The organism is Mycobacterium haemophilum DSM 44634 (assembly GCF_000340435.2).
Classification (GTDB): domain Bacteria; phylum Actinomycetota; class Actinomycetes; order Mycobacteriales; family Mycobacteriaceae; genus Mycobacterium; species Mycobacterium haemophilum.
Window position 1 is genome coordinate 1,226,892 of the sequence record NZ_CP011883.2, and the last position, 12,453, is coordinate 1,239,344.

Annotated in this window: 10 protein-coding genes and 2 pseudogenes; 6 read left to right on the forward strand and 6 right to left on the reverse strand. The window is 63.9% G+C overall.

The features are described 5' to 3' along the window. Positions 1–28: 28 nt before the first annotated feature. Positions 29–1,144: an Rv3169 family protein gene (locus B586_RS05880; RefSeq protein WP_054880449.1), complete on the reverse strand. Its 1,116-nt coding sequence runs from the start codon at positions 1,142–1,144 to the stop codon at positions 29–31. Then, positions 1,144–2,310, reverse strand: coding sequence for a phosphotransferase family protein (locus B586_RS05885; RefSeq protein WP_054880448.1), 1,167 nt, complete (start codon positions 2,308–2,310; stop codon positions 1,144–1,146). The genes B586_RS05880 and B586_RS05885 overlap by 1 nt, the downstream gene beginning before the upstream one ends. 127 nt (positions 2,311–2,437) lie before the next feature. Between B586_RS05885 and B586_RS05890 the strand changes: the two are divergent. Continuing rightward, positions 2,438–2,617 (forward strand): annotated as a pseudogene (locus B586_RS05890) (TetR/AcrR family transcriptional regulator C-terminal ligand-binding domain-containing protein); the annotation flags it as partial. Positions 2,618–2,692: 75 nt separating this feature from the next. Here B586_RS05890 and B586_RS21880 read toward each other — a convergent pair. After that, positions 2,693–2,890, reverse strand: a pseudogene (locus tag B586_RS21880) (HNH nuclease); the annotation flags it as partial. Positions 2,891–3,105: 215 nt separating this feature from the next. Between B586_RS21880 and B586_RS05895 the strand changes: the two are divergent. From B586_RS05895 to B586_RS05915, 5 genes are read left to right on the forward strand one after another with little or no spacing between them, the layout of a single operon-like run. Beyond that, positions 3,106–4,068 (forward strand): DUF4129 domain-containing protein, encoded by a 963-nt coding sequence (locus tag B586_RS05895; RefSeq protein ID WP_054881042.1) that lies wholly within the window; start codon positions 3,106–3,108, stop codon positions 4,066–4,068. After that, positions 4,065–4,547 carry a hypothetical protein gene (locus tag B586_RS05900; protein ID WP_054880447.1) on the forward strand — a complete coding sequence of 161 codons (483 nt, stop codon included), beginning with the start codon at positions 4,065–4,067 and terminating at the stop codon, positions 4,545–4,547. The genes B586_RS05895 and B586_RS05900 overlap by 4 nt, the downstream gene beginning before the upstream one ends. Before the next feature lie 8 nt (positions 4,548–4,555). Beyond that, positions 4,556–5,527, forward strand: coding sequence for an AAA family ATPase (locus tag B586_RS05905; RefSeq protein WP_054881041.1), 972 nt, complete (start codon positions 4,556–4,558; stop codon positions 5,525–5,527). Positions 5,528–5,534: 7 nt separating this feature from the next. Continuing rightward, positions 5,535–6,806 (forward strand): DUF58 domain-containing protein, encoded by a 1,272-nt coding sequence (locus B586_RS05910; protein WP_054880446.1) that lies wholly within the window; start codon positions 5,535–5,537, stop codon positions 6,804–6,806. A 1-nt stretch (position 6,807) separates the two neighbouring features. After that, positions 6,808–7,257 (forward strand): hypothetical protein, encoded by a 450-nt coding sequence (locus B586_RS05915; RefSeq protein ID WP_054880445.1) that lies wholly within the window; start codon positions 6,808–6,810, stop codon positions 7,255–7,257. Positions 7,258–7,265: 8 nt separating this feature from the next. Here B586_RS05915 and nuoN read toward each other — a convergent pair whose 3' ends face one another. The 3 genes from nuoN to nuoL are packed head-to-tail and all read right to left on the reverse strand — an operon-like array spanning position 7,266 to position 12,453. Continuing rightward, complete coding sequence (nuoN, locus tag B586_RS05920; RefSeq protein ID WP_054880444.1) at positions 7,266–8,864, reverse strand: NADH-quinone oxidoreductase subunit NuoN; 1,599 nt, start codon at positions 8,862–8,864, stop codon at positions 7,266–7,268. After that, positions 8,861–10,552 (reverse strand): NADH-quinone oxidoreductase subunit M, encoded by a 1,692-nt coding sequence (locus B586_RS05925; RefSeq protein WP_054881040.1) that lies wholly within the window; start codon positions 10,550–10,552, stop codon positions 8,861–8,863. Before B586_RS05925 ends, nuoN begins: the two co-directional genes overlap by 4 nt. After that, a complete protein-coding gene (nuoL, locus tag B586_RS05930; protein ID WP_054880443.1) occupies positions 10,549–12,453 on the reverse strand; it encodes an NADH-quinone oxidoreductase subunit L in 1,905 nt (634 codons plus the stop codon). The genes B586_RS05925 and nuoL overlap by 4 nt, the downstream gene beginning before the upstream one ends.

Below are 12,453 nucleotides of genomic sequence, written 5' to 3' on the forward strand. Positions count from 1 at the left end.
TCATCGACGAGCTAGGTGGCTGACCGGGTCAAGGCGCCACCGTGAGCCAGTCGGTGAAGCCGGACGGGTCGTGGCGGCCCAGCGCGCCGTGTTCGTAGAGACCCCAGCCTTCCACCGGGACCGCGTCGCCGTCGCGGCACACCGCGCGGCCCACATGGTCGATGACGCCGAAACCGGACCGCGCGACGATTGCCGGATCGGTCATGTCGTAGGTCAGCCGTTCGACGAACTTCTCGCCCTTCCACGTGCCGTGCAGCCAATCCGAATCGCCGCCATAGCCGCCGCCGACATGGATGGGTACCGGCAGTTTGGATTCCACGTCGAAGTGGACTCCGGTGCCGTCGGCGCGGGTCGCATCGATTGTCGCTCCGGTCGGGATGCGGGTGCCGGACCGGTAGTGGATGGTGACCAGCGGCCAGCCCAGCTGCTCGACACGGCCGTCGCGCCACACCCGGGTGCAGTCGTTAAGCGAGCGAAACCCGTTGGGTTCCTCTTGGATAATCAGTACGACGGCGAAGTCCGCGAACGCCATCGGCATGTACAGCCACCACATGCCCTCGAACGGCGGGTCAGCGGGCCGTCCCGCCGGCTCGGGCTCCCCGATCGGCCGGATGCCCCACGACCGGTCGCGGCTGCCAAGCCAGGTCGTGGGGTCGACTGCGATCTCCTGCCCGTCGACGACAATCCGACCGCTCCAGGTGCCGAGCTGGGCGAATCGCTGCGCGTTCAGCGTTACTCGATTGCCGGATCGCAGGATGTGCGGCTGCTCCTGGATGGCATTGAATAGGCCTTGCCAGGTGAGATCTGCTGCGATGCCTTCGGTTTCGTCGAGAATCAACCGTAGTTTGCGCAGCGGCTCGATGACCTCGATGCGGTAGCTGTTGACACACTGGTGCAGCCGGTCGGAGTCAACGGCGTCCGAAAGGTGCACCGCGGTCTGCGTATCCGCGCGCCGGATGAGCACGAACGCATCCTTGACGCCGAGGTTGGGGTAGTAGCCGATGCCGCTGATCAAAAAGATGTTCCCGGTGCGGTCGTGAGCGTTGAAGTAGGAACGATCATAGAAGTTGCGGTCAGAGGAACCCGGCCACGCGATCGGTTGGGGAACCTGATGCACCGGGAATTCGTCGAGCGGTCCGAGCATTAGTGGTCCTCTCCGATAAGGTCCTCGCCGATTAAACGTCGCATCAATCCGGCGTGGTAGAACAATGACTCCACGTCGTCAGGTTTTTCGGTCTCCCCAAAGTGCACTCGTCGCGCCCCGGTGCGCATGAACACGCAGGCCCACATCACTCCGGAGTAGACGTAGAACCAGTGCAGGTCGCCCACTTCGATGCCGGTGAGCCGCTGATAGGTGGCGCGGACGTCATCCTCACGCATTACCCCAGGTAGGCCTGGCAGCGTCGCCAGGCCGGCCAGCTCCTGAAACACTAAGTGCGCGTAGATCATCCACGCGACATCAAGTTCACGGGGTCCTAGCGTCACCATTTCCCAGTCCAACACTGCCACCGGGGCAAAGTCGCGGTATAAGACGTTGCCCACTCGGGCATCGCCCCAGAGCAGTACGGGCTCGCGGGCGCCCGCCTCGTTCGGCCAGTGCTCTTGTAGCCACTCGAAAGTCCGTTCCAGCAGCGGTGATCGGCCGATGTCGGGTACCGCGAAGTCGTACCACGACCGCACCCAGCTGAAGTGCTTGTGCAGCGCTGTATCGCCGGATCTACCCTCCGACAGAAAAGCAAACGTGTTCTCCACGTTAGGGATCGAATGCAAGGTGGCCAGCACCGCGACGGTAGCATCCTGCAGTTCGCGTTGCCGCTCGGCGGGCGCATCAGCGAACCAGTTGTTGCCGAAGGTGTAAGGCATCACGTCGGGTGGTACCACGCCGTCGACGTAGTCCATCACAAAGAAGGGCGTTCCTAACACGTCGCCGGTGGTCTCGATCCAGCGCACCTGCGGGACAGGCACGTCGGTTAGATCGCCGACTAGCCGCATCACTTCGAATTGGTAGTCAAGCCGATACGACGGGAACACCGGCACGTCGTCGGGGGTGGGCGCCATCCGCACCACGAGTTTCTGCTGTTCTGGCTGCCCCTGCTGCTGCCAGCGGATGATCACGACGATGGTTTCTGATGACATGCCGGTCGCGTCTACGCCGCTCTCGACGATCACGTCTGGTACTCCCCGCTGGGGGTCCGGCCCGCCGGGCAGCAGGGTCGACAGCCATTGCGACAGCACCGCCGGCAGGGTGGTGACGTCACGGCTGGAGCGTTGCAGTCGGTCGACTGCTCGGACCGCCGGTTCGTTGGCCACGGGGTGCCTCCATTCTTTGAGACTTCTTCGCGGCAATTACGACACGGTAGACGGCAATTACGACACGGTAGGTAGCGTTATGAAAGCAGGCCCATTCGACCTTGACAAGGCCCCGGTGCCGGCCGCCGGCGATGCGTTCAGCACCCCGGTGGTGCGGGCCGCGTTGCCCGGTCTGGTGGCCGACATGACGGCCGATGCGGAGCTCAACGCTCGGGTGATGTCACGCGTCGCTGACCTATTTGCCGCGGTGCGGATCCGGCTGTGCGAGGCGGTCGACCGGGGTGAGGCGCATCCCGACGTGGACCCAGGGTCGGCTACCCGGAGGATTCACCCTGAAACCTGCAAGATCCGGCGAGTTTCTGCGTTTCTATGCTCATCTGCCGTCAGGTGGATCGGCGATCTCGGCGAAAAACTGATACATCAGCCCACGGTTGGTGCGGTCCTGAGTCTCGAGCCGCTCGGCGACCTCGACGCGGAAGGTGTTGCCAACCACGTCGGAGCTGGTATCGCGCAGCACGACGTAGGCGGCATCAATAGCGTCGAGAGCAGCACGGATCTGGCTCCTGTGCTGCCTCGGCACTCGCGCACGAACCCATGTCGCGACGGTATGGGCCAGCTCTGTCAAATCCCGCGCTTCGCAGGGCGTCACGCCTGGCTTGTGGACAAAACGGCAACTGTGGATACGCCGGTGGCATGCCTGGCCGGTTCGATGTCTGACGTGCCAGTATGAAGCAAGCCAGGTTGAATCAAAAGCGCAGGCCGCAACGGCGGCAGGCAACCGGTGAGTGGTGTGACATGCCCGGTATCGAGCCCGGTATCGACAGGCCGACGAGGCGCGTTGTCGTCCTGATCGTGCTGCTGATCCTCGTTGCTGCGGCGCTGCGCGGGTATCTTCCGGTTCACCCTCGTGAGTTATCCGCCGAGCCGGGCAGCAGCCTGCCAGCGACGATCTTGGTGGTAGCGGCCCTTGCCGTGGCGGTCGCGCTGTTGGTGATCGCGGTAATTGCGCGGCTGCGGGAACCACCCGCGTTGGCGCCCAGCGCTGGGGAGCTGTCCGACACGCTTGGCGGCGGAACGGCAAGACCGAGCTGGCGCGTGTTACTGATCGGACTCGCGGTGATCGTGGCCTGGTTGCTGGTCGCGATATTCCTGTCCCGGTTATTCGCGCTACACAACGTCAATCCCTCGGCGTCCATACCGGATTCGAGTGCGCCGCCGGTGGTGCATGACACCGGCTCGCCGCCGAAGCAGCCCAACAACGACGCCGGGGACATGGTAGGAATCCTGCTTGCGAGTACGGTTCTGCTGTTCCTGATGATCGTCGTGGCGGCGGCGATCACGTCGCGACGGCGCTGGCGCGCGGCCCAGAAACTACGGCCGGCCACCATCGGCGACGATGACGTCGCATCCCGGGCACCCGCGAAGCGTTCGGAGTTACTAGCGCGGGCGGCCGAACTCGGTCTGGCTGCGATGTCAGACCTCACGCGAGAACCGCGGCAGGCGATCATCGCCTGCTACGCGGCGATGGAACGTGAACTCGCGAATGTCCCCGGAGCCGTCCCCCAGGACTGTGACACCTCGACCGAGGTTCTCGCCCGAGCCGTGGAACATCATGCGCTGCATGCCGATAACGCAGTCGAGTTGGTGAAGCTGTTCGAAGAAGCACGGTTTAGCCAGCATGTGATGAATGAGCGACATCGTGAGGTAGCGGTCCAGGCGCTGCGGCTGGTTCTCACGGAGCTGCGGAGTCCAGCATGAAAAGGCTTATATCTCTGGGTATTTCCCTGATCGTCGGGGTTGAGCTGCTAGCGTTGGTCATGCAGGATCGCCGGTTCGTGCTGGCGGGTGCGGGTGTCGCCCTGGCAGTGGTGCTGCTCAATATCCGCCGGCATGTAGGACACCAGACCGAACCCGAGCTTGATGGGGAGCCTGACGATCTGGGGGATGCGTTACGCCGCTGGCTGTCCACCACCGAGACGACGATCCGTTGGTCGGAGTCCACCCGAGCGGACTGGGACCGCCATCTGCGTCCAATGCTGGCGCGGCGGTTCGAAACCGCCACCGGCCAAAGGCAGGCCAAAGATCCGATGACATTTCACGCAAGCGGCCGCATGCTCTTCGGTGCCGAACTGTGGGAATGGGTCAATCCGAACAACATCACGCGCACCGGGGACCGCGAGCCCGGCCCCGGCCGCGCGACGCTTGAAAAAATTCTGCAGAGGTTGGAGCAGGTATGACGGCCGCTATGTCAGCTGGGAAGACCACCGCGCACTGCGAGGCGGTGCTTGACGAAATCGAACGTGTCGTGGTGGGCAAGCGCGACGCGCTCACGCTCATCCTCATCGCGGTCCTCGCCCGCGGTCACATACTCATCGAAGATCTGCCCGGTCTGGGCAAGACGCTGATCGCGCGATCTTTCGCTGCGGCGCTGGGGCTTCGGTTCACCCGGGTGCAGTTCACGCCCGATCTGCTGCCGGCGGACCTGCTGGGCTCGACCATTTACGACATGCAGTCGGGCCGTTTCGCGTTCCGTTCCGGACCCATTTTTACCAACCTGCTGCTTGCCGACGAGATCAACCGCACACCCCCGAAAACCCAGGCGGCGCTGCTGGAGGCGATGGCCGAGGGGCAGGTGAGCATCGACGGCGAAACCCATAAGCTGCCCACGCCATTCATCGTTCTGGCCACCGACAACCCGATCGAGTACGAGGGCACCTATCCGTTACCGGAGGCACAGCTGGATCGGTTCGCGATCCGATTGGAACTGCGATATCTGTCCGAACGCGACGAGACTTCTATGCTGCGCCGTCGCCTCGAACGCGGGTCGGCCGAGCCGACGGTGAATCAAGTCGTGGACGTACGCGATCTGTTAGCGATGCGCGAATCGGTGGAACAGGTGACCGTACACGAGGATGTTTTGCACTATGTGGTGTCGCTAGCCACCGCGACCCGGCACCATCCGCAAATAGCGGTGGGTGCTAGCCCGCGAGCAGAACTCGATCTGGTCCAACTCGCCCGCGCCCGTGCGCTGCTGCTTGGCCGGGACTATGTGATCCCTGAAGATGTCAAAGCGCTTGCCGCTACAACAGTTGCGCACCGGATCACGCTGCGCCCGGAGATGTGGGTGCGAAAGATTCAGGGGGCTGACGTCATCGGAGAACTGTTGCGGCGCTTGCCGGTCCCTCGAGCAGTCAGGTCACCTGGGGAAGCAGGATGAGTGCGGTGTGATCGAGATTCGTGAAGTTGAGTTACGTTGGCGTGCATCACGTCTGACGCGGTCAATCGCTACCTGCGCCGGGGCTGCGCTGGCCATCGCCGTGATCGGCAGTCGCTGGCAGCTGATTGCATTCGCGGCACCGCTGCTCGGCGTGTTGTGCTCGATCAGCTGGCAGCGCCCGGTGCCGAAGATCCAGGTTCACGGGGAGCCCGATTCGCAGCGATGCTTCGAAAACGAACAGGCGCGACTGACCGTATGGGCGACCCAGGAAAACAGCGCTGAATCCGGGCCCGTGGCAGTCGAACTTTCCGTCTTTGCCGTCGCCGGAATGAGGCTCGAAGTTGTCGACTCGGAATCGCGTCAAGTGGTTGCCGCAGTGGCAGAACGCTGGGGCCGATACCCCATCCGGGCCCGGGTCAACGTCGTCGCGCGCGGTGGGCTGCTGACCGGAACGGGTACCGTCGACGCGGCCTTCGTCGTCGTGTTTCCGCTGACGCCGCCGCAGTCGACGCCGATTCCGCGGACCGAGTTACTCGATCGCCTGGGTGCCCACCTCACCCGGTACATCGGCCCAGGTGTCGAGTACGCCGACATTCGCCCCTATGTGTCCGGCGACCAATTGCGTGCTGTGAACTGGCCAGTCAGTGCGCGCCGCGGCCAATTGCATATCACGCAGCGATTGACCGACCGCGCCGCCGATGTGGTGGTGCTGATCGATACGTATCGGCAGCCGGCGGGCCCGGCGACCGACGCCACCGAACGAGTCGTGCGCGGCGCGGCTCAGGTGGTGCAGACCGCGCTGCGACACGGCGATCGTGCCGGGATCGTCGCGCTCGGAGGTAACCGCCCGCGGTGGCTTGGCGCCGATATCGGACAGCGCCAGTTCTATCGGGTGCTCGATACCGTGCTCGGTGCTGGTGACCAATTCGAAAACACAACTGGGACACTCGCGCCGCGAGCGGCCGTTCCCGCGGGGGCGATCGTTGTCGCGTTCTCCACCTTGCTGGACACTGAATTCGCCCTGGCGTTGATCGACCTCCGCAAACGCGGCCATGTCGTGGTCGCCGTCGATGTTCTGGGCAGCTCCCCGTTCGAAGGCGAGCATGACCCCCTGGTGGTTCGGATGTGGGCGCTGCAGCGCTCTTCCATGTATCGCGACATGGCCACCGTGGGTGTCGATGTGCTGTCCTGGCGAGGGGATCGCGGCCTGGAGCAGTCGATGGGTGTGCTGCCCCACCGCCGCCATCGGATGCCGGGACCGCCACGCGGAAAGCACTGACATGACATCGATCCCGCGACCCGCTACCCGAATTTTGTCGGCCGTTTTCGGCCTTCTGATGGTAGGGTCGGCCGTCGTCGGATCCGACGGGTTGGCAGCTGTCGCAGCCGCGGTAGCCATGCTGGGAGTGGGGGTAGCGACCGTGTATCGACCGGCCGCCACGCTTGCCGTCTTGCTGTCGGTGTGCACCATCGTGATATCCAATCCGTCGCAAGCGCTAGCCGCACTATCCGGACTTTGCGCCGCGGCCTACCTGGTATTCCGGTACGCGGCCGGCACTCCCGTCGCCGGCGTCATGGCAAGCTGGCCGACAATTATTGCAGCCGTGGGGTTTACGTTTGTCGGATTGGTCGCGACGTCGTTCCCGCTGCAGTTGCCCTGGTTGCCCTTGGCGGCGCCGCTGGCGGTGCTGGCGATCTATGTGTTGGCCACCCGCCCATTCATGGGCTGATACGAAACTCAGTGCACTAGTTGGGCGGCCCGGTCAGCCAGGTCTAACAGCGGCTGTGGTGCGATGCCCAGCGCTACCGTGACGGCGGCGCAGACCGCGATGGCGACCTTGCTCAAGATGCCCGGCTCCACCACTTGTGGTGTTTCGTCGGATGCTTCGGTGAAGAACATCAGCACAATGACCCGCACGTAGAAATACGCCGCGACCCCGCTGGAGATCACCCCGATGATCACCAGCGGCACCGCTCCGCCCTGCGCAGCCGCCTTGAACACGGCGAACTTGCTGACGAATCCACTGGTCAGCGGAATGCCGGCGAAAGCCAACAGAAACATTGAAAACATCACGCCCACAATGGGTGAGCGCTGTCCCAGTCCAGCCCAGTGCGACAGGTCGGCATCTTCGACCCCCTCCGCGTTGCGGATCAGGCCGACGACCGCGAACGCTCCGACGGTGCTGAAGCTGTAGGCGACCAAATAGAACAACGTTGCGGAAAGGCCCGCGGGGCTGTCGGCGATCACCCCGGTAAGGATAAAGCCGACATGCGCGACCGATGAATAAGCCAGCATCCGCTTCACGTCGGTTTGGTTCACCGCCGTGACGGTGCCGACCGCCATGGTCAGGATCGAAATCGCCCACAGCACAGGGCGCCACTGATCATGCAGCGGAGGCAGCGCGACATAAACCACCCGCAGCAGGGCGCCGAACGCCGCGACCTTGGTGGCCGCCGCCATGAATCCCGTGATCGGAGTGGGCGCACCCTGGTAGACATCGGGAATCCAGGAGTGGAACGGGACCGCGCCGACCTTGAACAGCAGACCAACCGACACCAGCGCGACGCCGACCAACGCCATCGAGTTGTCGCTCCGCGTGACCAGCGCATCACGGGTGCTAGTGAGGGTCAGGGTGCCGGTCGCGCCGTAGAGCAACGCCACGCCGTAAAGAAAGAATGCCGACGAGAACGCGCCCAGCAGGAAGTACTTCATCGCAGCTTCCTGTGACAGCAGACGGCGATGACGGGCCAGCCCGCACATCAGGTACAACGGCAGCGACAGAACTTCCAGGGCAACAAACATCGTCAACAGGTCGTTGGAAGCGGGAAACACCATCATGCCGCCGACGGCCAGCATCGCCAGTGGGAAAAGCTCCGTCTGGGCGACGCCGGCCCGTTCCGCCTCACGTTCGGCGTCGCTGCCCGGTACCGCAGATGCCTGCGGGGTAAAAGAATCCAATCCGCCTGTGTTCCCAGTGGTTCCGGCGCCCACCGCCACTTTGGATTTGCTGGCCTGTCCGGTGGCACTGCGTTCGGCGATGAAAATGACCGCCATCATCGCGACCAGCAGTACGGTGCCTTGTAGGAACAGGGTCGGTCGGTCAATGGCGATGGCGCCCAGCACTGCGGTGCGACCGGACGCCGGAATCGACCTGGCCACCACGACGACCGCAATGAATGCTGCAACCAAACCGCCGAGCACAAGCGTCACTTGCGCGCCATAGCGTATTCGTCTGGGCAAGAACGCTTCGGCCAGCACGCCGGCGACTGCGACCGAAAAGACAATGAGCATCGGGCACAGCAGGAAATACGCGATGCTGGGGGCGGGGAGGTTCATCGGTGCGGTCCTTCGGCTGGCGCGGGGGCGGCCCCCGAAACCGGACGGGTCACAGTCGGCACGGGATCATGCTGGCCGATGGTAGTCATGGTGTTCTCGACCGCGGGATTGATCAGGTCCAGCGCCGGTTTGGGGTAGATCCCCAGCGCGATCAACAGCGCGATCAACGGTGCTACGACGATCATTTCGCGCGGCGCCAGGTCACGGATTCGTTCGTTGCCTCGCGCCACTGGCCCGGTCATTACCCGCTGGTAGAGCAGGAGCATGTAGACGGCCGAAAGGACCAACGCGGTAACGCCGAATGCCGCCGCCAGCCAGTAGCGGTTGAAAGTTCCTAATAGGACCAGGAATTCGCTAATGAATGGGGCTAGACCGGGCAACGACAAAGTTGCCATGGCCGAAACCATGAAGGTGCCGGCCAGGATCGGGGCCACTTTCTGCACGCCGCCGTAGTCGGCGATCGTCCGGCTGCCGCGCCGTGCTATCAGGAAGCCCGCGATCAGGAACACCGCGGCGGTGGACAGGCCGTGGTTGAGCATGTACAGCGTCGACCCGCTCTGCCCCTGACTGGTCATCACGAAGATCCCCAGAATGATGAACCCAAAGTGCGAGATCGAAGTGTAGGCGATTAGACGCATCATGTCGGCTTGACCGATAGCCACAATCGCGCCGTAGATCACCCCGATGACGGCCAACACGACGATCAGCGGGCGGAAATACGTTGAGGCGCTGGGGAACAGCTGTAGGCAGTAGCGCAGCATGCCGAAGGTGCCGACCTTATCCATCACGGCCATCATCAGCACTGCGGTGGCCGGTGTGGCCTCGACTGCCGCGTCCGGCAGCCAGCGGTGGAACGGCCAGAGCGGGGCCTTGATCGCGAACGCGAACATAAAGCCCAAGAACAGCGCCTTGATTACCGCGGGATCTGCGCTGTAGCGTCCGGACGCGAAGCCGGCGACGATGTCACGGAAGTCGAATGAGCCAGCAGCCTGTTGCGCGGTGACCATATACAGCCCGATCACTGCCGCCAGCATGATCAATCCGCCGAACAGGTTGTACAGCAGGAACTTCACCGCAGCACGTGATCGGCCAGGACCTTTACCGAAGCCGCCGATCAGGAAATACATCGGGATGAGCATGGCCTCGAAGAACACGTAGAACAGCAAGACGTCCAACGCGATCACCGAGATCAGCACCATCGACTCGATGGCCAATGTCAGGGCGACGTAGGCGTGCACGCCCCGGGGATTGCGCTCGCCGCTTCGTGACGATCGCAAGCTCGGCGAAGCCGGGCGCAGCGGGTCGTCACCATCGTCACGTGACGATCGCAAGCTCGGCGAAACCGGGCGCAGCGGGTCGTCACCATCTGCATCGTTCCAGCCCGCTATCAACAGCAGCGGAATCAGCACCGCGGTCAGCAGCACCAGCACCACTGCGATGCCGTCCACGCCGAGGGTGTAGCCAGCCCCAAACGCCGGTATCCACCGATGGCTTTCGATGAATTGGTAAGCTGCGCCACCGGTTTTGAAGCCGGCGGTGATGATGATCGCCACCGCCAACACCAGCACACTGACCGCCAGGCCGGTCCATTTGGCAAGCTGCCGCAGCCCAGCGGGCAGCAGGATGATCAGCACCGAACCTGCCAATGGCACCAGCCACAGCACGCTCAGCCACGGCATGTTGTTCACCACAGCCGCACCGCCAGGATCAGCGCGGCCACCAGCACGGCGCCCGCCAGCATCGACAACGCGTAGTTGCGGGCGAAGCCGGTCTGCAGGCCCCGCAGCCGATCGGAGGTCCGGCCCACCAGTGTGCCCAGCGCGTTGACCGAGCCGTCCACACCTGCGTTGTCGACTGTGACCAGCGCATCAGTCAGCTGCGCGCCAGGGCGCATGAACACCTCCTCGTTGAAGGCATCGCCGTACAGGTCGGCGCGTGCGGCTGTCGTGAGCACCGAAACCTGGACGGGGGACACCCTGGGGATGACCGCCTTGCCGCCGTACATTCGCATAGCCACCGCAACACCGACCGCGACGACGGCCAACGCCACCGTGGTGCTGACCCAGGACGGAAGGGCGTGGGCAGCTTCTTCATGAACACCGACGACCGGCTCGAGCCAGTGCTGCAGGGTGCCACCATAGGCCAGGAGACCGCCGGAGAACACCGAGCCGATGGCAAGCAGGATCATCGGCCACGCCATCACTTTCGGTGCCTCGTGCGGATGAGTTCCTGGCGCCCAACGGCTTTGGCCGAAGAAGGTCATCAGCATCACCCGAGTCATGTAGAACGCGGTGACACCGGCGCCTAGCAACGCGGCCCCGCCCAACACCATGCCGTGGGTGCCGCCGACGCCTAGCGCCGCTTCGATGATGGCGTCTTTGGAGAAGAAGCCCGCGAACGGGGGCACACCGATGATCGCCAGATATGCCAGCCCGAACGTGGCGAACGTGACCGGCAGGGCGGCGCGTAGACCGCCGTAACGGCGCATGTCCTGCTCTTCGTGCATCGCGTGGATCACCGCCCCGGAGCCCAGGAACAGGCCGGCCTTGAAGAAACCGTGGGTGAGCAAGTGCATTATTGCGAAGGCATAGCCGGCCGGGCCTAACCCGGCGGCCAGCACCATGTAGCCGATTTGGCTCATTGTCGATGCGGCCAGCGCGCGTTTGATGTCATCCTTGGCGCAGCCGATGAACGCCCCGAACAGCAACGTGACGGCGCCGACGATGACCACCGCCAGTTGCGCGTCCGGCGCCAAGTTGTACAGCGGGCCCGAACGCACGATCAGATATACACCGGCTGTCACCATGGTGGCGGCGTGAATCAACGCGGACACCGGAGTGGGACCCTCCATCGCGTCACCCAACCAGGCCTGCAGCGGAACCTGTGCGGACTTGGCGCAAGCGCCCAGCAGCAACAGCAACCCCATCGCGGTGAGCGGGCCGCGGCCGGCGGCGGGTGCTCCGGCGAACACCCCGGCGTACGACAGCGTGCCAAAGGTGCTGAACATCAAGAACATGCCCACGGCAAGCCCGGCATCCCCGACCCGGTTCATTACGAACGCCTTCTTAGCGGCCGTGGCCGCCGACGGCTTGTGGTACCAAAACCCGATCAGCAGGTAGGAGGCTAAGCCGACGCCTTCCCAGCCGACATAGAGCACCAGGTAGTTGTCAGCGACCACCAGCAGCAGCATCGAGGCCAGAAACAGGTTGAGGTACCCGAAAAACCGGCGACGGTCCGGGTCCTCGGCCATGTAGCCGATCGAATAGATGTGGATCAGCGAGCCGACACCGGTGATCAGCAGCACGAAACACATGGACAGCTGGTCGATCTGCAGCCCGAAGTCGACCTGGAGCCCGCCGACCGGGATCCAGCTGAACAGCTTCTGGTGGATGACGCGGTCATCCCCGGCGCGGCCGAGCATGTCGGCGAGCAGCGTTGCGCCCACGCCGAACGACGCAACCGCGGTGGCGCAGCCCAGCAGATGGCCCCAAGCGTCGGTGCGTCGGCCGCCGAAGAGCAATATTGTGGCACCCGCCAGCGGCAGTGCCACGAGCAGCCAGGTGTATTGAGTCCCCAAAAAACTTGTCAC

Bases quoted from the DNA above. Each gene is read 5' to 3' on its own strand.
- nuoN (WP_054880444.1), bottom strand. From the start codon at position 8,864: ATGAACCTCCCCGCCCCCAGCATCGCGTATTTCCTGCTGTGCCCGATG.
- B586_RS05900 (WP_054880447.1), top strand. From the start codon at position 4,065: ATGAAAAGGCTTATATCTCTGGGTATTTCCCTGATCGTCGGGGTTGAG.
- B586_RS05895 (WP_054881042.1), top strand. From the start codon at position 3,106: ATGCCCGGTATCGAGCCCGGTATCGACAGGCCGACGAGGCGCGTTGTC.
- B586_RS05915 (WP_054880445.1), top strand. From the start codon at position 6,808: ATGACATCGATCCCGCGACCCGCTACCCGAATTTTGTCGGCCGTTTTC.
- B586_RS05880 (WP_054880449.1), bottom strand. From the start codon at position 1,144: ATGCTCGGACCGCTCGACGAATTCCCGGTGCATCAGGTTCCCCAACCG.
- B586_RS05905 (WP_054881041.1), top strand. From the start codon at position 4,556: ATGTCAGCTGGGAAGACCACCGCGCACTGCGAGGCGGTGCTTGACGAA.